We start from the raw sequence: 21603 nt of genomic DNA, 5'->3' as shown, positions 1-21603 counted from the left end.
AAAAGAATCTAAGCACAAATTTAAACGATTTGAATTTCTTTTTAAAGCGTTTTAAAAAACTAAAAAATGTCAAAATATACTGAAGACGATTTAAAAATCGAACTCGAAACCAAAGAATACGAATACGGGTTTTATACCGATATCGAATCGGAAACGTTTCCTATTGGCTTAAACGAAGATATCGTAAGAGCTATTTCTCTAAAAAAAGAAGAGCCGCAATGGATGACCGACTGGCGCATCGAGGCTTTTCGTGCCTGGAAAGAAATGATCGAACCGGAATGGGCAAATGTACATTATGAAAAACCTGACTTTCAGGCAATTTCATATTATTCTGCACCAAAACAAGTAGATCCTTCAAAAACATTAGACGATGTAGATCCTGAACTTTTAGAAATGTATAAAAAGTTAGGTATTTCTGTCGATGAACAAAAAATGATGAACAATGTCGCTATGGATATTGTTGTCGATTCTGTTTCTGTGGCAACTACTTTCAAGAAAACTTTGGGAGAAAAAGGAATTATATTCTGTCCAATTTCTGAAGCAATAAAAGAACACCCGGAATTGGTTCGTAAATATTTAGGAACTGTTGTACCTCAAAAAGACAACTTCTACGCAGCATTAAACTCAGCAGTTTTCTCTGACGGAAGTTTCTGCTATATTCCAAAAGGCGTTCGTTGCCCTATGGAACTTTCAACTTATTTCAGAATTAATCAGGCAGGAACAGGACAATTCGAAAGAACTCTTGTTATTGCAGATGCAGGAAGTTATGTTTCTTACCTTGAAGGTTGTACCGCTCCAAGTCGTGACGAAAACCAATTGCATGCAGCTGTAGTTGAATTAATCGCTTTGGATGATGCAGAAATTAAATATTCTACCGTTCAAAACTGGTTCCCAGGAAACAAAGAAGGAAAAGGTGGAGTTTACAACTTCGTAACCAAAAGAGGTTTATGCGAAACAAACGCTAAAATTTCATGGACACAAGTAGAAACAGGTTCTGCTGTAACCTGGAAATATCCTTCTTGTGTACTTAAAGGAGATAACTCGGTAGGAGAATTTTATTCGATCGCCGTTACCAATAATTACCAACAAGCTGATACCGGAACTAAAATGATCCATTTAGGAAAAAACACTAAATCGACAATTATTTCTAAAGGTATTTCGGCTGGTAAATCACAAAACAGTTACCGTGGATTAGTGCAGATTAGCCCTAGAGCTGAGAATGCAAGAAACTTTTCGCAGTGTGATTCTCTTTTAATGGGGAACAATTGTGGAGCGCATACTTTCCCTTATATTGAAAGTAAAAATCCATCGGCAAAAATAGAGCACGAAGCAACTACAAGTAAAATTGGAGAAGATCAGGTTTTTTATTGCAACCAAAGAGGTATACCGACAGAAAAAGCGATTGCCTTAATTGTAAACGGTTTCAGTAAAGATGTATTGAACAAATTACCAATGGAATTTGCGGTTGAAGCTCAAAAATTATTAGAGATTTCTTTAGAAGGATCTGTTGGATAATTGCAAGATGGGAAATAAAACAGTCATCATTTTAGGTTCATCAAGAAAAAACGGAAATACAACAAAAATTGTAGACGAAATTTCTAAAGAACACGGAATAGAAGTAATTAATTTGAGTGATTTTAATATTTCCTATTACGATTACGAAAGCAAAAACAGAGAAGATGATTTTTTTCCTTTAATAAAAGGTATCATCGAAAATTATGACACTTTAATTTTTGCAACGCCAATATATTGGTATAATATGAGTGGAATTATGAAGGTTTTCTTTGATCGCTTTTCGGATTTAATTCGAATTGAAAAAGAAACCGGACGAAAGCTTAGAGGAAAGAAAATTGGCGTGATATCAAATTCTCACGACGATGAAATTGAAGAAAGTTTTTACATTCCGTTCAAAAAAACAGCCGATTATTTAGGCATGGAATATTTAGGACACGCGCATTTTAATGCCAACATCCTAAACCAAACAACAAAAATAGAATTGACATTTATATAAAATAAAAAAACAATGTTATCAATACAAAACCTTCACGCCTCAATTGGTGATAAAGAAATCCTAAAAGGAATTAATATAGAAGTTAAAGCTGGCGAAGTACACGCCATCATGGGACCAAACGGTTCTGGAAAAAGTACACTTTCGGCTGTTATTGCCGGAAACGAAAACTATGAAGTTACAGACGGACAAGTTTTCCTTGACGGAGAAGATCTTGCTGATCTTGCTCCAGAAGAAAGAGCACATAAAGGAGTTTTCCTTTCGTTTCAATATCCTGTAGAAATTCCTGGAGTAAGCGTAACTAACTTCATGAAAACAGCTATCAACGAAACTCGTAAAGCAAACGGTCAGGAAGAAATGCCCGCTAATGAAATGCTGAAAGTAATTCGTGAGAAATCTGAATTATTAGAAATCGATCGTAAATTTTTATCTCGTTCTTTAAACGAAGGTTTTTCCGGAGGAGAGAAAAAAAGAAACGAGATTTTTCAAATGGCAATGTTAGAACCAAAATTAGCAATCCTTGACGAAACCGATTCTGGTCTTGATATCGATGCTTTAAGAATTGTGGCTAACGGAGTTAACAAATTGAAAAGCGAGAAAAACGCAATTATCGTAATCACGCACTACCAACGTTTGTTAGATTATATCGTTCCAGATTTCGTTCACGTTTTATACAATGGAAGAATCGTAAAATCTGGAGGAAAAGAATTAGCTTACGAGTTAGAAGAAAAAGGATACGACTGGATTAAAGCAGAAAACTAAAATTTTTGTTTCAGGTTTCATGTTTTTTTAGTTTCAAGTTAAACTATATTTTGTAGGTTTAAACTTAAAATTATAAAACAGAAATTATGGCAACAATAACTCGATTTGAGGATTTAGAAATTTGGAGAGAAGCTCGACGATTAGCAAAAGAAATTCATCTTATTGCAATTGAAACAGAATTAAAATCGGATTTCAGATTTAAAAATCAAATAAAAGCTTCTTCAGGTTCAGTAATGGATAACATTGCTGAAGGTTTTGAAAGAGATGGCAATTTAGAATTTCGACAATTTCTATCAATCGCAAAAGGTTCAGCTGGAGAAACAAGATCTCAGCTTTATAGAGTTTTTGATTTTGAATATATTTCAGAACAAAAATTTGAAGTTTTAAAAACAGATTATGAAAACTTAAGTGGTAAAATAAAAAACTTTATCACTTATCTCAATAAAAAAGAGTTCAAAGGAAATAAGTTCCAGTAGATCAACCTGAAACTTGAAACCTGAAACTCCGAAGGAAACAACTACAGAAATGGATTTAAAAGAAAAATTAGTATCGTCTTTTATGGCTTTTGAAGAGCGTGTCGATGTACATTCAGATTTGCATGACATACGCACAAATGCCTTAAAAAACTTCGAAAATAAAGGTTTCCCAACCAAGAAAGAAGAAGCTTGGAAATATACATCGCTAAATGCCATCTTAAAAAATGACTTTACGGTTTTTCCTAAGCAGGAAAATGCAATTGAATTTAATCAGGTAAAAAAATACTTTTTACACGAAATCGACACTTATAAATTAGTGTTTATTGATGGTGTTTTCAGCTCACATTTGTCTTCTACAACACACGACGGAATCGATGTTTGTTTAATGTCATCGGCATTGACAAAACCAAAATATAAAATGGTAATTGATACCTACTTCAACCAAATTGCAAGCAAAGACGAAAGTTTAACTTCGTTAAATACGGCTTTTGCATCTGAAGGAGCTTTTATCAATATTCCGCAAAAGAAAGTGGCTGATAAACCTATCGAAATCATGTATTTCTCTACAGGAAATGAAGCTGCATTGATGGTTCAGCCAAGAAATTTGGTTATTGTGGGCGAAAATTCACATGTTCAGATTATCGAGCGTCACCAAAGTTTGAACGAAAATCCGGTTTTAACCAATTCGGTTACAGAGATTTTTGCTCAAAAACGTGCGATTGTTGACTATTACAAAATTCAAAATGACAATAGCGAAGCGAACTTAGTTGATAATACGTATGTTTCTCAACAACAAGAAAGTCACGCTTCTGTCCACACATTTTCTTTTGGAGGAAATTTGACGCGTAACAACTTGAACTTCTATCATTTTGGTGAAAGATTGACAAGTACACTTAACGGAATTTCCATATTAAATGACAAACAACACGTTGACCATTATACTTTGGTAAACCATGCAGCTCCAAACTGCGAAAGTTTCCAGGATTATAAAGGAATTTTCTCTGATCGCTCAACCGGAGTTTTCAACGGAAAAGTATTGGTAGAAAAAGAAGCTCAAAAAACAAATGCTTTCCAAAAAAGCAATAACATTTTATTGAGTGACAAAGCAACCATCAATGCAAAACCACAATTAGAAATTTTTGCAGATGATGTAAAATGTTCTCACGGCTGTACTGTTGGACAACTTGATGAAACAGCAATGTTCTACATGCAATCTCGTGGAATCCCTAAAAAAGAAGCAAAAGCTTTATTGATGTACGCATTCTCAAATGCCGTTATCGAAAGCATTAAAATACCGGAATTAAAGCAAAGAATTACTAAAATCATTGCCATGAAATTAGGTGTGAATTTAGGATTTGATTTGTAGTTTAGTTTTACCACAAAGTCACAAAGGTTACACAAAGTTCGCAAAGGTTTATTACAAAACTTTGCGAACTTTGCGCTTTTTACTTTGCGTCTTTGCGGTAAAATTTTATTTTTTCACTGAAGAAATTACCTCCTTCAAAAACCCATTAAAGTCAAAACTTTTATCTCCTTCCCTCACTCCCATTCTCACAATTACCATATCTAAAGACGGAATAATCGCTACCATTTGACCTTGATATCCACTGCAATAAAACATATCACGCGGAACATCAGGAAATTTCCCTCCTGCGTTTAGCCAAAATTGTGCTCCATATTTTCCTTCAGAAGTATTGGTTGGAGTTGCTGTGTATTTTACCCAGCTTTCGTCAAGAATTTGTTCACCATTCCAATTTCCTTTTCTTAAATATAATAATCCAAATTTTGACCAGTCTCTTGGCGTTGCCCATCCGTAAGAGGAACCTACAAAAGTTCCGCTCATATCCTGTTCAACTATCATCGAATTCATTCCAATTTTGTCGATTACGGCGCTGTACCAAAAATCAAGGTATTCTTGTTGCGTTTTAAACTGGTTTCTTAAAATTCGGGATAATAAATTGGTGGTTCCAGATGAGTAATTCCAATGTGTATTTGGCTTAAACTGCGCTGGTTTGTCCATTTGTACTTTTCCCATATCTTCGGCCTGAAAAAGCATTTTTGTGGCATCGCAAATCGTGCTGTAATTCTCTTCCCATTCTAAACCGGAATTCATATGAAGCAAATCATTTATCGTGATAATTTTGCGATCGTCAGTTTGCCATTCTGTAATTGGTGCCGGTTTATAAATATCAATTTTCCCTTCCTTTTGAAGTACTCCAAAAGCCGAACTCGTAATACTTTTTGTCATCGACCAGCCTAAAATTTTACTGTCTTTATTAAAACCGGTATCGTATTTTTCTGCAATCAATTTGTCTTTATATAAAACCACAACCGCTCGCGTACGTTTTGATTTTCCTCTCGTTTTATCGAATGCATTTTCTACGGCATTCTTTAATTTCGAATAATCGACATTCGCAAAAAGCGTATCTTTTGGTTCATTATTCCCGTAAGGAAAAGGAAGATTATTAACTAACTTTGTGCGTTTTGGTAATAAATAAGGTTTCGAGATATCATAATCGTCATTAATCAAAGTCGCTCCCAGGCCTTCTCTGTAAATTGCTTTTCTTTCTTTTAATCCATAAACATTAGAAGTCGCAAACTTTCCGGCATCGTTAATTGAATTTGCTGCCAAATCAATCATGTCAATATCATTGTCTGTTTTTTCGATTAATTCTTTCGAACGATTATCAATAAAATGTCCCGAAGCAATGCTTTTGGCTGAAAACCCAGAAATTAAATCCAACTTTGGATAAGTTGTAAATCCGAAATACAGAAATGCGAGAACTAAAACGAGAACGAGTAATTTTAGAAATTTTTTCATAAATGATGCAACTATTTTTAATGCAATATAATTAATTTATGGTCACGATTTTAGGAGTCAATTTTGAATTACATTTCATATATCAAAAAAAATAGAATTAAAATTACATAATTGATATTTACTCCTGCAATCGATGGTACCATAAAAGGAAATTATAGTTTTCATGGAGAAACCAATTTAGTTTTAGTACTTTTGTAAATAGATTTTTTCTAAATAAGACATGCTAGATATTCAAAAAATAAGAGCTGATTTTCCAATTCTTACACAAAAAGTAAACGGAAAACCATTAGTATATTTCGACAACGGAGCAACTTCGCAAAAACCACAAATTGTGATTGATGCCGAAGTCAAATATTATCAGGAAATAAACGCCAACATTCACCGAGGTGTTCATACTTTAAGTCAATTAGCTACTGATGCTTACGAGATTTCTCGTGGCAAAGTGAAAGACCATATAAATGCAAAATTTGCTCATGAAGTCCTTTTTACTTCGGGAACAACATTCGGAATCAATTTGGTAGCTAATGGTTTTGCTTCAATTCTAAAACCGGGTGACGAAGTTATTGTTTCGTCTTTAGAGCATCATAGTAATATTGTGCCTTGGCAAATGTTATGCGAAAAAACAGGTGCCATTTTAAAAGTGATTCCGATAAACGAAAATGGCGAACTGATTATAGAAGCTTTTAATGCTTTGCTTTCAGAAAAAACCAAATTGGTAACCGTTAACCATATTTCGAACGCTCTGGGAATTATTAATCCGATCAAATATATTATTGATAAGGCACACGCTGTTGGCGCTGCTGTTTTAATTGATGGTGCACAGGCTGTTCCACATTTAAAACCTAATGTTCAGGAATTAGATTGTGATTTTTATGCTTTTTCCGGACACAAAATGTGTGGACCAACGGGAACGGGAATTTTATACGGAAAAGAAGAATGGTTAAATAAACTTCCTCCTTATCAAGGCGGTGGCGAAATGATCAAAGAAGTAACTTTCGAGAAAACGACTTACGCTGATCTTCCTCATAAATTTGAAGCCGGAACTCCAAATATCGCCGGAGGAATTGTTTTAGGAACTGCCATTGATTATTTAAACAATGTTGGATTTAAAAATATTCAACAATACGAAAATGAACTTTTAGAGTACGCTACAAAACGTTTACTTGAAATTGAAGGTCTGAAAATCTACGGAACCGGAAAAAATAAAGCTTCGGTAGTTTCGTTTAATATTGATGGAATTCATCCATACGATATTGGTTCGATTATCGATAAATTAGGAATTGCCGTTAGAACCGGTCATCATTGTGCACAGCCTATTATGAGCTTCTTCTGTATTCCGGGAACCATTCGTGCTTCGTTTTCATTTTATAACACAAAAGAAGAAATTGACCAAATGGTAGAAGCTGTTAAGAAAGCACAAACCATGTTAAGCTAAAAAAACATTTTTATGAAAATAATATCTTTATTGCTCTTAGTTATTTGTATTGGAACTGGTTGTTCAAGCCAAAAAAAAGCAGATATGACATCAACCGAAATAGAATATTCAGCTGTTTCAAGAGGGTTATACAAAACAGTAGTAGTTAAAAATCAAACTGTTTCAATCACAAACACCAGAGGTGGAGAAGCTGTAGAAAGCAAAATAGATACTGCAAAGTGGAATAAAATTGTTTCCGAATTTGAAAAAATAAATTTAGATAGCATTCCGAATTTAAAAGCACCAACTGAGAAACGTTTTTACGACGGTGCCGCAATTGGAAATTTAAAAATAACCCAGAATCAGAAAACATACGAAACGAAAGGTTTTGACAATGGTTTTCCTCCAAAGGAAATTGAGAAACTGGTTAATTTGCTGACTGATTTTACGAAAGAATAGTTATGACAATAAAAGAAATACAAAACGAAATAATAGATGAATTTTCGATGTTTGATGATTGGATGCAGCGTTATGAGTACATCATCGAATTAGGAAAAAGCCTTCCATTAATCGAAGAAAAATATAAAACCGACGAGAATTTAATCAAAGGCTGTCAGTCAAAAGTTTGGTTACACGGCGAAGAAAACAATGATAAAATTGTTTTTACTGCTGATAGTGATGCCATTTTAACGAAGGGAATTATCGCGATTTTGATTCGTGCTTTCTCCAATCAAAAAGCAGCAGATATTATAGATGCCGATACTGATTTTATTGATGAAATTGGTTTAAAAGAACATCTGTCTGCAACTCGTGCAAATGGTTTGGTATCAATGATTAAAAACATCAAAATGTATGCTTTGGCATTTAATGCTAAGAATAATTAGGTTTTAATTTTTAACCATATAAGTTCATATTAGAAATGTAAGCTTTATGTTTATTAAAATTCTTAATTTAAAAAATCATATAAGGATTATAAATATTTTAAGTCTATTGATCAGATTAACGTAACACTTATATGGTAAAAAAAATAAAAAGTAAGTTTAATCTTTCTTTTTTTATTTCTTATTATTGCTAAAAAAGTAAATGATAACAAAGAAATATTTAAAGGATTTAATTTATCATGTTAACGGAGCAGCAATTGAAGTTCATAAAAATATTGGAGCAGGACTTTTAGAAAATATATATCATCAATGTATGATTAAAGAACTGTCTCTTAAAGGTATTAATTTTCAATCTGAATTAGTAATTCCAGTCGAGTATAAAGGATTACAATTAGAATCTGATTTAAGATGTGATTTATTCATTGAAAATTGTTTAGTTCTTGAACTCAAATCAGTTGATCAAATTATACCAATTCATATTGCCAAATTGATGTCTTATATGAAACTTTTACAATCACCAATAGGATTAATGATAAATTTCAACGTAACAAATATTTATCACGAAGGACAAAAAACATATGTCAACGAATTATATCGCTGGCTAGAAGATTAAATAAAAAATTAAAGTATATAATAATATTAAGATTCCAGATTAAATGAACTTATATTACTTATATGGTGAGAAAAAAACAAAAATTATGGAACAAGAAATAGACACAAACGAATTAGGAGAATCAATTGTAAAAGTTTTAAAAGGTATTTACGATCCTGAGATTCCTGTTGATATTTATGAATTAGGATTAATTTATGACGTAATGGTGAATACAGATTACGAAGTAAAAATCCTGATGACATTAACATCTCCAAACTGCCCGGTTGCTGAAAGTTTACCGAGAGAAGTGGAAGAAAAAGTAAAAACAATAGAACACATCAAAGATGTTGATGTTGAAATAACTTTTGATCCACCGTGGAGCAAAGATTTAATGAGCGAAGAAGCAAAATTAGAATTAGGAATGCTTTAATAAAAATTTGTTTCAGGTTTCAAGTTTCAAGTTACACAACCTGAAACTTGAAACCTGAAACTAACTTTTCATATGGAAGAAATTATCAATAAAGTCGCTAATAGCGCTTTGGAAGTTTTTGATCTTGAAGATTATTATCCAAAAGGACATCGTGTGCAAATCGATATTTCACAATGGCTTTTAGAAGGTTTTTTATTGAAAGAAAAAGACTTTAGAGAGCATTTAAAAAATCATGATTGGTCGCAATATCAGGATCAATACGTGGCTGTTCATTGCAGTACAGATGCAATTGTTCCGGCTTGGGCTTTAATTTTAGTGGCAGTACAACTGGCTCCTTATGCCAAAAAAGTGGTTAACGGAACGATCGAAGATCTTGACGGAAGTTTATACGAAGAAATTTTACCTACAATTGATTATTCGGCCTACAAAAACAAACCTGTAATTGTAAAAGGCTGTTCCAGAAAACCTGTTCCTATGCGAGCTTATATTTTGGCTACTACATATTTGCAGCCTTTTGCCAGAAGTATTATGTATGGAGAAGCCTGTTCTGCAGTACCTTTATACAAAGAATCTAAGAAATAACTTTCTTTTCTGCTTAATAAATCCTTAACTTTTCTACGGTTTTTAGTATATTTGTTAATATACACTTAAACTAGATACGATGAGAAAGATAACGATATTAGCCTTCATTTTATTAAACTTTACTTTTGCTCAAGCCCAAAATACTGAAAAAGAATTAATTCAAAATACTGAAAAAGCAGTAAAAAAAATAAATGATACAATTGAAGGCGAAGGTTGGAAAACCAAAGGAACTGTATCGCTTTTATTAAATCAATCAAGTTTCAATAATTGGATAGCCGGAGGAGAAGACAGCTTTTCAGGAACACTTGGAATCAACTACGATTTCAACTACAAAAAAGATGATTTAACCTGGGACAACAAAATATTAGCTTCATATGGTCTTCTGCAAACCAGAAATGCTGATTTCGAAAAGAAAACAGATGACCGCTTAGAGATCAATTCAATTGTTGGTAAAAAAGCCTTTGGTCAATGGTATTATTCTTATTTTCTGAATTTTAGAACACAATTTACCACAGGATACATTTACGGTCAGGATGAAAACGGTAAAGAAATAAGAACAGAAAGCACCAAATTTATGTCTCCTGGTTATCTTACAACGGGCCCTGGTATTTATTGGACTAAAGATGCTAACTTAAAAATAAATTTTGCCCCATTAACATCTAAATTTACCTTTGTAGACGGTGCTTACACATCGGGAATTGATCCGGGAACTGGCTTGCCATATGTTGACGGAGATTATTTTGGAGTTGATGCCAATAAAACAATGCGTTACGAATTAGGTTTTTATTCTTCCCTTTATTATAAATTGGCAATCATGACAAACGTAACTGCCGAAAACACTTTAAACTTATATTCAAATTATCTTGAAGATCCACAAAATGTAGATATTGACTACTCATTAAATATCGTCATGAAAGTAAACAAATATTTATCGGCCAATTTATCATTCCAGGCCATTTATGACGACAATGCATTTCAGGGTTTCCAGACAAGAGAAGTATTTGGTTTGGGAATTAATTTCGGATTTTAATGCTTGTAATATTTTACCGCAAAGAGCGCAAAGATTTTTATTAGAAAGTATCATAAATAAAAAGTTCGCAAAGCTTTATGTTGATTTAGCTTTGAGAACTTTTTATTTAGGAATCACTTTCTTTTTATATAAAACCTTTGCGCTCTTTGCGGTAAAGAAATATTTTATTCCTGATCTTCTTCTTCTTTTTCGATTGCGTCTTTATAATCCGGATACAAGAACTTATTATAAGGGAATCTAGTAATATGAATCTGGCGAACAGCTTCGTAAACACGTTCTCTAAATTCCTCAAAATTCTCTTTATTAGTAGCCGAAATAAATAAGGCATTATCTTCACCTAAACGATGCATCCATGTTGCTTTCCATTCGTCGAGTGTGTAATGTCTTGGGGTTTTCTCCGTCATTAAATCATCCTCATCAATCGTCAAATGTTTGTAAGCATCAATTTTATTAAAAACCATAATAACCGGTTTTTCATGAGCTTTAATATCCTGCAAAGTCTGGTTTACAGACTCGATATGATCCTCAAAATCGGGATGTGAAATATCTACAATATGCAACAACAAATCGGCTTCCCGAACCTCATCCAATGTACTTTTAAAAGAATCAACCAATTGTGTTGGTAATTTTCTAATAAATCCAACCGTATCTGACAATAAGAATGGCAAGTTTTTAATTACCACTTTTCGAACTGTTGTATCAAGAGTTGCAAATAATTTATTCTCAACAAAAACATCACTTTTACCAACGGCATTCATCAAAGTCGATTTTCCAACATTGGTATAACCAACCAGAGCCACACGCACCATCGCACCACGATTACTACGCTGAACACCCATTTGTTTATCGATTGTTTTGATTTTATCCTTCAACAACGAAATTCTGTCACGTACAATACGTCTATCCGTTTCAATCTCCGTTTCACCAGGACCACGCATACCAATACCTCCTTTTTGGCGCTCAAGGTGCGTCCATAAACCGGAAAGTCTTGGTAATAAATAGATACATTGCGCCAATTCTACCTGTGTTCTTGCGTAAGAGCTTTCGGCTCTTTGTGCAAAAATATCCAGAATCAAATTGGTTCTGTCTAAGATTTTACAATCAATAATTCTCGAAATATTCTTTTGTTGAGATGGCGATAATTCGTCATCAAAAATTAGAGTCGATATGTCGTTTTCTTTTACAAAAAGATTGATTTCTTCAATTTTACCAGTACCCATAAAAGTCTTCGGATTCGGGCGTTCCATTTTCTGCGAAAAACGTTTTATGACTTCACCACCAGCGGTGTAAGTTAAAAACTCTAATTCGTCAAGATATTCGTTAAGTTTTTCCTCACTTTGGTTTTGAGTAACAATACCTACAATGGCTGTTCTTTCAAAATTTATAACTTCTTTTTCTAACATAGCTTTGAATAAGGTGCAAATTTAATGATTTGTAAGCTATTAAGCTTATAGAATTTTGTTTTTAAGTTCTATTTAAGAATTTGATTTCCGATAAAAAATAAACCATTTAAAAATTAAGGTTCATAAAGAGTTTATTCTAAATGAAACTTAACTTTTAAATGGCTTGAAAATATATTTAAGAGACCTATTTATTCGTAAATAAAAGTCTTTTCTGTCTTTACAATTCCGTTCTCTTCAAGTTGGGAACAAGAAATTGGAAAATTTGATTTATTGTATTTGTATTTCTTGCTTACACCCACCAAAACCGTTGATGAAGGACTAAAATTTGTTTCGTTGTTGTATGAAATTGATTCAAAAGCAAATTCATCTTCGTGATAAGAAATCATTGGAACAATTACTTTATAATTATCGCCAAATAAATTCTGAACAATTAATTGATCTACAGATTTTTTGTCATCAAAAGTAAATGTTTTAGAAATTTTATCTCCCACCAAACCTCTGTGTCTTACAACATTATCATTGGTGTAAGCATATTCGATTTTACCAATAATAGCTTTGTTTCTATCACGCGAAGTACGTCTTACAATAATTCCGTTTTCAACAATATATTCAATGTCTTCAAGAATATTCTGGTGATTGGTACTTTTTTTAGTAATTACTTTTATTCTTGCTCCTTCATAAGTAAAAGTTACAGTCTTAGTAATATAATCACTGCCTTCCTGATATTTTTTCACAAATTTTGTAATGTTGTTGTCAGCATTATAGGTGTAATTTACGACTTCTTTCCAATCGCTTCCTACTTTGTCTTTTACTGTCATATCCAACAATCCTTTTGGGTTATAAAAGAAATGTTGCACGACATCTGAAGTAGTGATTGTTTGGATTTTACCATCTTTAAACACGACTGTTTTGTTTACAATTTCACCGTCTTTAAAGTTTTGGTAATTTGTTTTTACAATGTTAATCTGTTTTAATTGAACAGGTTTGTCCTGATCCTGACTTTGCACTAAGCATGGAAAAACCATCATCATGATGGCAATAAAATAGGTTTTCATAGTATTTTGTATCAATTTGGGATGACCAAAATACAAAATTCTATCAAATTTTAACAGTTTGTAGTTTAAAAACTATAATTTTTTACCAAATCAACTAAAAGTCAGCCAATTAATTTCACTATTAAAAAACTAATTCTTCTTTTTCTCCAAAAATCTTAACATCATCTACCATAAAAGCACCATTAAGCGTTTTGTCTTTGCCAGAACCAATGTATTTAAAAGCAATATGAATATTTCCTGAATAAGCAGATAAATCAATTCCCCCTGAACTCATAAATTCACGAGCCGGCGATGACAACGAAGGGAATCTCGCTTCTAGTTTTGTCCATTTTGCTTTACTAATACTTGATCCGTCAAAATTGGTTGATATATAAACTTCTAAAGAGTTTAAAGGCGAATCTACTTTTAAATCATGTTGAGCACTTCTAAAAGATAAGACTGCATTTTTATAACCTTTCAGATTAATTTTAGGAGAAACAAGCCATGCAATATTTTCCGCAGCAGTTGTACTAGTGGTATTAAACTCAGCATATCCGTTACCGGCATACAGCATACTTTTCCACAACTTTGATGCTTTTTCTACAATATTACTCCAACCTGCAAGAGCAAAATTGACATTGTTTTTAACCGATTGAAAATCTTCAGAAAATAACGGAACGCTTCTTTTTCCTGTCATTACAATATCAGATGCAAATCTCGGCATTAACTGATAATCTGAGCCGAATTTTGTCAATATACCACGAACCTTTCCACTTCCATCGGGCACAATATTACCAGCGAAATTGGCATAACTGCTAGTTCTAAAGATAAGCTGATTTCCTGTTTTATCGCTTAAATTCCAGTTAGTAGCACCGCCAACATTATTCGATTCCTCAAAATAATGTCTGCCAATTGCGGCTTCTGCAAACTGAACATCTTTTAACTCTATTAATGTATTTAATTTACTCTCATTTAGTGCTTCTTCTATTGAAACTTGCTGTACTAACTGATCTTCATTAATAACATTACAGGAAGCATTCAGAACATTTTTATAATCATTTTGCGAAATTCTTCCAATCGTTGGGTCGCCGGCGTTACTTACATATAAACTTCCAATACGCAATGCACCATAATACGAATCTGTAAATTGATCTTTAAGCTTTATATAAACTTTATTTCCGATGCGAAAATCTATGTAAGTGTTTGTTACATCAACGGGCGCACTAAATCCTATAGCCGGTATTTTTTCTGTGGCTAATGTTTGAAAGGAAATTGTTTTAAAAAAATTTCCACCTTCATCGCTTGATACTACGTAAGCCTCGATCACATCATCATAACTATATACTTTAGGAGTTGATCCAGAAATATTTTTAACCTTTTCAACTGTTTGATTTATTGTTAAATCTGGCTGTGTACACCCTAATTTAGGAATTTCAACTTCACTGCTGCAAGAACAAAGAATGAGAAATAATGAAGCAAAAAATGAATTTAAAAATCTGTTTTTCATAAAGATCTATTTTTTTTAAGTTTTATAAATTGATAGCAAGATTGACGAAATAGGTTCTTCCGTATCCATAATAATATTTAGGTCCAAACGATGGTGTTCCGCTTGAAATATCCTGATTAAGAGCTCTGAAATTGGCATTTCGGGCCTGCTCAAAACCTCCTGTTTTATAAGTGCAATCAAGAACATTATTCACACTAATAAAAAGTCCGATATTTTTGCCATAAATACGCCAGGATTTACCTCCTGATATATTGAGTAATGAAATGGGATTGAATTTTTCTTGTTTCAATAATTGCAATGCACGCTCTTCTGTTGCTTCAGGAAAAACTAATCCGCTTACTGAGTTTTTATAAAACCTGGCTGTTCTGGCAATTGGCGAAACATCAATATAGCTTTCTGTTAAATAGTTAATATTCGCTGCAAGCCACCAAAATTTAGGATCACGATATTCTAATCCTAATGAATAAGCCTGTTGAGGCATTCCGGATTGTTTATAATTTTTAAGATATGATTCTCCAAAATCAAAAGTTTGCCGGTCTCCTTTGGCTGCATCTGCATCATTTGTTATCGAAACATTCGGATTACTTGCATAAGTATAATTGCCGTAACCCACAGATATAGTACTTTTTAATGTTGATGAAATTTGATATTCAAAACTCAGTTCCAATCCAATGTTCTTCTTATCAAGTCCCGTCAATGTCTGACTCACAAAAGCGTCTGTATTATTATAACTCACACCTCTGTCAAAAATCCCTTCTGCATAAAAAAAGGAAGTTTTCGCTGTGTTTTCTATTAAAGTGTAATACGCTGTAATTCGAGTTTTAAGTTTAGGTGAGCGAAAAACATAATTCCCTTCAACGCTACTAATATTTTCATTTTCAATACCTGCAACAATTGAATTATTTAAACGGGAATTTGAGAATGTATTTCGAATTGAGGGAGCTCTTGTAAGATGCATTCCGTTAAAAAACAGCCATTGTTTTCCCGAAATTTTATACGTTAATCCGCCTTTGAAACCAAAATTTTCAAAATTTACTTTTTGACTTTTCCCAAGAGAAGTAGTCGGATAAATTCCATTTTGGTACAATCCTTCTCTTTGATAATCTGAAACAGAATAAGATTGTGCCAAATAGAAATCAACTTTTTTGTAGTTGAATTTAAATTGTGTAAAAGCTTCAATTGTTGTTGCCAGAAAATTATAGTTATACCCATATGTATCACCTTCTTTTACCTGACGATTTGGATTCTGTAAATCTGACTGCGCTTCATTTCCGGTATAAAAAGCATCAATATCTTCAAAATATTGTCCTCCGAGTAAATCTAAAAGATATTGAAATTGATGCGATTTTAAATTCCGAAATGTGATACCGCCGTCAAAAGAACTGTTTTCTGTAAGTTGAATATTCAGGTTTGTATTGGCTGCAAATGTTTTATCATCAGTCCGGTCTTCATATAAAACATAATGACTTTGCCCGGATTCATAACCTGTAATTATTCCTTCAGCGTTTTTTATTGCTTTCTGATTTGCACGATAGAGTTCATCCCAATTGATTTGGGAATTCTGTAAAAATATAATTTTGCTTTTTTCGGCATTTTCATAATCCGGAGTAAATTCTCCCGAAAACTCACCCTTGTCTTTTGCGTAAAGTGAAGTATAATAACCAGGTAATTTTCGATAATAAACAGGATCGGGACTATTTGTATTTTGATAATCAATTGTACTGTTTCCTACTTTTCCAAACTGGTACATTACAGCTGAGTTCAAATTTGCTTTTTCGTTTATTTTATAATAATGATTAAGCATCAACAATGGTTCTTCGACCTTTTTAATTCGTGCATTGCGTTTTTCTCCATTCTGAAAACCCCAATACGAATTGTATTTTTCGTTTGTCAATTGTGTAACTTCATCAGTATTGGCTGAATTTTTTCCGCGTGAACTTGGAGTATAAAATCCGGTAAAGTTTAAGGAATGTTTATTGTTTAATTTCTTTTCGACACTTATAAAAAAAGATTCTGCATCAAAATTAGTTCCGTCAAAATAACCTTCATTCCCAATACGTTTTCCGGCAGAAACGGCAAAAGCCCAGCCTTTAGTATTCATTCCCGAAGCATAAGTGCCAATCGCGCGCCAATTATAACTTGTATTACTTCCGGAAAAAGAAAGCCGGCCGCCTTTTCTGTATAATGAAGCTCTTGTCGAAATTTGTTGCGTTCCTAATATTCCGCCAAAAGTATAATCTGATGAAGCAGCTCCTATTGAGAATTCCTGATTTCGAAGTACATCATTCAAACCTCCCCAATTGCTCCATTGCGGTCTGCCATCATATAATTTATTCATGGTCATTCCGTTAAGCATCATGGTTCCGTTTTCGCTATCAAGACCACGAATCCTGAATCGTGCCTGACCCCAATTGAAAGCCGAAGACTGCATAAAAGCATCTTTCGAAGATTGTAAAAGTCCCGAAGTCATTTCTGATGAACTATTGTCATCTGATAAATCGCTTTCTAATAAGGTGATTAATGTTCCCGGAATTTCATCAGAAAAACTTTCTTCCATCTGCAATGTTCCAAGATTAACTATCCCCAGATTTGAACTAACTTTTAAAAGCAAATCTTTATAACCCTGACTTCGCAACAAAAGCAATTGCTGTCCCTGAAGCGCAACATGTAATTCGAATTTTCCGTTTGGTTTGGTAAGTTCTGTAATAGATGAATTTTGAATACTTACCACAACATTTGATAATGGATTTTGTGTTTTAGCGTCCAGCACCAATCCTGAAATAATTGTTTCCTGCTGTGCAAAAACAAAAGTAAAAGGCAATAAAATAAAAAAGAGCAAGTAGTTTTTCCGCATGTATAACCAATTTATTTTGAACAATGTTTTTTGAATGAAAATGAATTTGGTTAGCATTCATTTTTGATTCGTTATTCAAAGAATAAAATTGATTTTTGGGATATAGTCTGAAATTCAAATGTAGAATAAAAAAATAATAAATAGGTTATTTCTTGTTAAATATTTTTATCAAATGAATAAATTCTCAAACTCCAAGAGTTCGCAAGTTCTTTTTGAATAAAATTTAAAACTTATAATTGGCTGATTATCAAAAACTTTATCTCCTGAGTTTTCATTATCGAATTTTAAAAATTTGAAATTTTTACTAAAATCTGTAACCTTAAATTAAAACCTCTCGTCATATGGGTATCAATCAATTATAAAAACATAAAAATTATGGGACCACAAGTATTAATACCGGTTAGTCTTTTTGCGATGATCTTTGGGATTGTCTATCTTTTTTTCTCAACCAGAAACAGAGAGCGTATGGCTCTTATAGAAAAAGGCGTTGATGCCAGTATCTTTTTGAAGGGGGCCGGAAAAGGAGGTTCTGCGTGGAAAGTTTTTGTTGTGAATTTGGCTTTTTTATTAATAGGAAGCGGGGTTGGAATTTTCCTTGCCTTATTAATTACAACTTACACTTCATTAGACGACGGCGCTGTTTATCCTTCAATCATTTTTATCATGGCCGGAGTTGGCTTATTGGCCGGATTTAAAACCGCCAAAGATTTAGATAAAGAATAAGATTTTTTTAAGTTAGTAGTTTGAATAACGTATCAGGAAATAATTTTCCCGATACGTTATTTTTATTCCATTTTTGAACCGATGTTTTCGTAATATTCGTCAACAGAAAGTTTAGGCTGCATTGATGCCATAACGGCCAATTGATCACAGCGTTCGTTTTGAGGGTGATTGTTATGACCTTTAATCCATTTAAAATCGACTTGATGTTTGCGGTACACAATTAAAAAACGTTTCCATAAATCAGGGTTTTTTCGTCCGGCAAATTTCTTTTTTTCCCAGCCTAATACCCAGTTTTTCAAAACAGAATCGACTACGTATTTAGAATCTGAAATAACCAAAACCTTCATATTTGGGTTTTTCAATTTTTCTAAACCAACAATAACTGCCAAAAGTTCCATTCTGTTATTAGTAGTCAAACGAAAACCTTCGTAAAATTCTTTTTTATGTGGTGTTCCAACCAATTCCATCACAACGCCGTAGCCACCATTTCCGGGGTTTCCTTTTGCAGCGCCATCAGTATATATATGTACTTCGTGATCCATTTATTTAGATTGTAGATTTCTGAATTCAGATTTTAGATTTTAGATTTTTTTTGACTATCCAAAATTGAAATTTATTTTTCCAATATCGTCTGAATAATCTCCGGAAAATACTTTTGTTCCAATTCGTGAATCTTTTCAGCCACCGTTTCTGGTGTGTCATCTTCTGTTAGAACTACATTTTTCTGAAAAATAATACCGCCTTCATCGTAATTTTCATTTACATAATGAATAGAGATTCCGGTTTCTTTTTCCTTATTATTAATTATAGCTCTGTGTATGTGCATTCCATACATTCCCTTACCGCCATAATTAGGTAAAAGTGCCGGATGTATGTTTATAATTTTGTTTGGATATTGTTCAATTATGTTTTCGGGGAACTTGAGTAAAAAACCAGCTAAAACTATCAGATCCGGGTCGATTTTTTGTATTTTTTGTAGTACGTTTCGTTCCAAAAGTTCGTTTTTTGAGAAGATTTCGACAGGAATTTGATGATTTTTTGCTCTTTCGATGACTTTTGCCGCAGCATTATTGGTAAATACAGAAACAACTTGTGCAATTTTAGTTTTTGAAAAATACTTTATAATATTTTCTGCATTAGTTCCTGATCCTGAGGCAAAAACAACAATTTTTTTCATAATATGGTTTATTTTGAGAATGCAAAAAACGGAATAAAAATCGAAAATAAATAGTATTAAAAGGGCTTTCTTGAAATTAATTTTATAAATTAGTATCACATTTATAAACTAAATAGTTGTTTTAAAATAAAGTTTTTTATTTTTGCCAACAAATTAAATTCTAAAATTAAAGATTATGTCAGACATTGCATCAAGAGTAAAAGCGATTATCGTAGACAAATTAGGTGTTGACGAAAACGAAGTTGTAACAGAAGCAAGCTTCACTAATGATTTAGGAGCTGACTCATTAGACACTGTTGAGCTTATTATGGAATTCGAGAAAGAATTTGATATTCAAATTCCAGACGATCAAGCAGAAAACATTGCTACTGTTGGTCAAGCTATTTCTTATATCGAGGAAGCTAAAAAATAATAATACTGCACCCGGTTTCTAAAAATACCAATTTTTGAAATTCCAAATTCCAATTGGAATTTGACTTTTGATTTTTGTAATTTCTAAGGATCGGGTGTTATTATTTTTTTAAAAATTTAAATTTCGATTGATTTTCAATCACAAAGATATATTTATATTGTAATTCCCATGGCTCTTAAGTAACAATACAATTAAGAAAGCGTGGGTTTTATTTGTTTAAAGTACAAAATACATATTTATGACGTTAAAGCGAGTTGTTGTAACAGGATTAGGTGCTCTTACTCCTATCGGGAATAATATCCAGGATTACTGGGAGGCACTTGTGAATGGAGTTAGCGGAGCCGCTCCTATCACGTATTATGATACAGAGAAGCATAAAACGAAATTTGCCTGTGAAGTGAAAAACTTCAACATTGAAGATTACATGGATCGCAAGGAATCTCGTAGATTAGATAAATTCGCTCAATATGCTGTTGCAGCAAGTGATGAAGCTATTAAAGATGCCGGACTTACAGATGATAATATCGACAAAACAAGAGTTGGTGTTATTTGGGGAGCCGGAATTGGAGGTTTGGAAACTTTTCAGGAAGAAGTAATTTATTATGCTAAAGGAGACGGAACGCCAAAATTCAATCCGTTTTTTATTCCTAAAATGATTGCCGATATCGCGCCAGCACACATTTCGATGCGTAATGGTTATATGGGTCCAAATTATACTACAGTTTCTGCATGTGCATCTTCTGCAAATGCATTAATTGATGCTTTCAACTACATTCGTTTAGGAATGTGTGATGTAATTGTATCTGGTGGTTCAGAAGCCGCTATTACTATTGCAGGTATGGGAGGTTTTAACTCTATGCACGCTTTATCAACAAGAAATGAAAGTCCTGAAACAGCTTCAAGACCTTTTGATGCAACCAGAGATGGTTTCGTTTTAGGAGAAGGAGCAGGAGCTTTGGTTCTTGAAGAATATGAACATGCAAAAGCCAGAGGCGCAAAAATTTATTGCGAAATTGGCGGAGGAGGAATGTCATCTGATGCTTACCACTTAACGGCACCACATCCGGAAGGAATTGGAGTTATTGCGGTAATGAAAAATACATTAAGAGATGCTGGAATGAATCCTGAAGATGTTGATCACATCAATACTCATGGAACTTCTACTCCATTAGGAGATGTTGCCGAATTAAAAGCAATCAGCGCTGTTTTTGGTGATCATGCAAAAAATATCAATATCAACTCGACAAAATCAATGACAGGACACTTACTTGGTGCTGCCGGAGCTATCGAAGCTATTGCTTCTATCCTGGCAATGCAACACAGCCTTGTTCCTCCAACGATTAATCATACGGTTGTTGACGAAAACATTGATCCTGCCTTAAACCTTACTCTTAACAAACCTCAAAAAAGAGAGGTAAATGTTGCTATGAGTAATACGTTTGGTTTTGGTGGACACAATGCCTGTGTATTGTTTAAAAAATTAGTTGACTAGTTTTG

The 21603-nt window shown here is 33.2% G+C and carries 22 protein-coding genes; 15 read left to right on the top strand and 7 right to left on the bottom strand.

The window, feature by feature from the left end:
* The first annotated feature begins 66 nt into the window (after positions 1–66).
* The 5 genes from sufB (at position 67) to sufD (ending at position 4612) form a co-directional block, all read left to right on the top strand.
* Positions 67–1515, top strand: coding sequence for a Fe-S cluster assembly protein SufB (gene sufB / locus SD960_RS06245; protein WP_318801607.1), 1449 nt, complete (start codon positions 67–69; stop codon positions 1513–1515).
* A gap of 7 nt (positions 1516–1522) precedes the next feature.
* Positions 1523–2011, top strand: a complete 489-nt coding sequence (locus SD960_RS06240; RefSeq protein WP_318801606.1) for a flavodoxin family protein — start codon at positions 1523–1525, stop codon at positions 2009–2011.
* Positions 2012–2023: 12 nt separating this feature from the next.
* A complete protein-coding gene (sufC, locus tag SD960_RS06235) occupies positions 2024–2770 on the top strand; it encodes a Fe-S cluster assembly ATPase SufC (protein WP_042564756.1) in 747 nt (248 codons plus the stop codon).
* An 86-nt stretch (positions 2771–2856) separates the two neighbouring features.
* Positions 2857–3246, top strand: coding sequence for a four helix bundle protein (locus SD960_RS06230; protein WP_318801604.1), 390 nt, complete (start codon positions 2857–2859; stop codon positions 3244–3246).
* A 49-nt stretch (positions 3247–3295) separates the two neighbouring features.
* Positions 3296–4612 (top strand): Fe-S cluster assembly protein SufD, encoded by a 1317-nt coding sequence (gene sufD, locus SD960_RS06225; RefSeq protein ID WP_318801858.1) that lies wholly within the window; start codon positions 3296–3298, stop codon positions 4610–4612.
* Positions 4613–4717: 105 nt separating this feature from the next.
* On the opposite strand, the gene SD960_RS06220 is transcribed toward sufD, so the two are convergent.
* On the bottom strand, positions 4718–6067 hold the full coding sequence (locus SD960_RS06220) for a serine hydrolase (RefSeq protein WP_318801601.1): 1350 nt from the start codon (positions 6065–6067) through the stop codon (positions 4718–4720).
* A gap of 220 nt (positions 6068–6287) precedes the next feature.
* Between SD960_RS06220 and SD960_RS06215 the strand changes: the two genes are divergently transcribed.
* From SD960_RS06215 to SD960_RS06185, 7 genes are all read left to right on the top strand, one after another.
* Positions 6288–7502 (top strand): cysteine desulfurase, encoded by a 1215-nt coding sequence (locus tag SD960_RS06215; protein WP_318801599.1) that lies wholly within the window; start codon positions 6288–6290, stop codon positions 7500–7502.
* A 12-nt stretch (positions 7503–7514) separates the two neighbouring features.
* Positions 7515–7940: a hypothetical protein gene (locus tag SD960_RS06210; protein WP_042564761.1), complete on the top strand. Its 426-nt coding sequence runs from the start codon at positions 7515–7517 to the stop codon at positions 7938–7940.
* Positions 7941–7942: 2 nt separating this feature from the next.
* On the top strand, positions 7943–8365 hold the full coding sequence (locus SD960_RS06205) for a SufE family protein (protein ID WP_318801596.1): 423 nt from the start codon (positions 7943–7945) through the stop codon (positions 8363–8365).
* 199 nt (positions 8366–8564) lie between these two features.
* Positions 8565–8975: a GxxExxY protein gene (locus tag SD960_RS06200; protein WP_318801594.1), complete on the top strand. Its 411-nt coding sequence runs from the start codon at positions 8565–8567 to the stop codon at positions 8973–8975.
* 85 nt (positions 8976–9060) lie between these two features.
* Entirely contained in the window at positions 9061–9384 is a 324-nt protein-coding gene (locus SD960_RS06195) for an SUF system Fe-S cluster assembly protein (RefSeq protein WP_053472865.1), read from the top strand.
* A 72-nt stretch (positions 9385–9456) separates the two neighbouring features.
* Positions 9457–9966, top strand: a complete 510-nt coding sequence (locus tag SD960_RS06190; protein WP_318801588.1) for a DUF2480 family protein — start codon at positions 9457–9459, stop codon at positions 9964–9966.
* Positions 9967–10045: 79 nt separating this feature from the next.
* A complete protein-coding gene (locus tag SD960_RS06185; RefSeq protein WP_318801586.1) occupies positions 10046–10996 on the top strand; it encodes a DUF3078 domain-containing protein in 951 nt (316 codons plus the stop codon).
* A 164-nt stretch (positions 10997–11160) separates the two neighbouring features.
* Here SD960_RS06185 and hflX read toward each other — a convergent pair whose 3' ends face one another.
* The 4 genes from hflX to SD960_RS06165 all read right to left on the bottom strand — a co-directional run bounded on the left by hflX (position 11161) and on the right by SD960_RS06165 (position 17794).
* Positions 11161–12399, bottom strand: coding sequence for a GTPase HflX (gene hflX, locus SD960_RS06180; protein ID WP_318801584.1), 1239 nt, complete (start codon positions 12397–12399; stop codon positions 11161–11163).
* A gap of 188 nt (positions 12400–12587) precedes the next feature.
* Positions 12588–13454: a hypothetical protein gene (locus SD960_RS06175; RefSeq protein ID WP_318801583.1), complete on the bottom strand. Its 867-nt coding sequence runs from the start codon at positions 13452–13454 to the stop codon at positions 12588–12590.
* 121 nt (positions 13455–13575) lie between these two features.
* Positions 13576–14940: a DUF5689 domain-containing protein gene (locus SD960_RS06170; RefSeq protein WP_318801582.1), complete on the bottom strand. Its 1365-nt coding sequence runs from the start codon at positions 14938–14940 to the stop codon at positions 13576–13578.
* Between the two features lie 22 nt (positions 14941–14962).
* Complete coding sequence (locus tag SD960_RS06165; protein ID WP_318801581.1) at positions 14963–17794, bottom strand: TonB-dependent receptor; 2832 nt, start codon at positions 17792–17794, stop codon at positions 14963–14965.
* A gap of 375 nt (positions 17795–18169) precedes the next feature.
* On the opposite strand from SD960_RS06165, the gene SD960_RS06160 reads away from it, so the two are divergent.
* Entirely contained in the window at positions 18170–18517 is a 348-nt protein-coding gene (locus tag SD960_RS06160; RefSeq protein WP_318801579.1) for a DUF6249 domain-containing protein, read from the top strand.
* Between the two features lie 62 nt (positions 18518–18579).
* On the opposite strand, the gene rnhA is transcribed toward SD960_RS06160, so the two are convergent.
* The gene (gene rnhA / locus SD960_RS06155) at positions 18580–19059 is read right to left on the bottom strand and encodes a ribonuclease HI (RefSeq protein ID WP_318801578.1); all 480 of its coding nucleotides are present in this window, start codon (positions 19057–19059) and stop codon (positions 18580–18582) included.
* 71 nt (positions 19060–19130) lie between these two features.
* On the bottom strand, positions 19131–19694 hold the full coding sequence (purN, locus tag SD960_RS06150; RefSeq protein WP_318801577.1) for a phosphoribosylglycinamide formyltransferase: 564 nt from the start codon (positions 19692–19694) through the stop codon (positions 19131–19133).
* A 175-nt stretch (positions 19695–19869) separates the two neighbouring features.
* Here purN and SD960_RS06145 point away from each other — a divergent pair, with 175 nt between their 5' ends.
* Positions 19870–20106, top strand: a complete 237-nt coding sequence (locus SD960_RS06145; RefSeq protein WP_007137004.1) for an acyl carrier protein — start codon at positions 19870–19872, stop codon at positions 20104–20106.
* A gap of 238 nt (positions 20107–20344) precedes the next feature.
* Positions 20345–21598 (top strand): beta-ketoacyl-ACP synthase II, encoded by a 1254-nt coding sequence (gene fabF, locus SD960_RS06140; protein ID WP_115844398.1) that lies wholly within the window; start codon positions 20345–20347, stop codon positions 21596–21598.
* Positions 21599–21603 lie beyond the last annotated feature (5 nt).

This window comes from Flavobacterium sp. MMLR14_040 (assembly GCF_033657265.1).
Taxonomy (GTDB): domain Bacteria; phylum Bacteroidota; class Bacteroidia; order Flavobacteriales; family Flavobacteriaceae; genus Flavobacterium.
The sequence above is the reverse complement of the archived record's forward strand: the minus strand, read 5'-3'. Positions and strand labels throughout refer to the sequence as shown.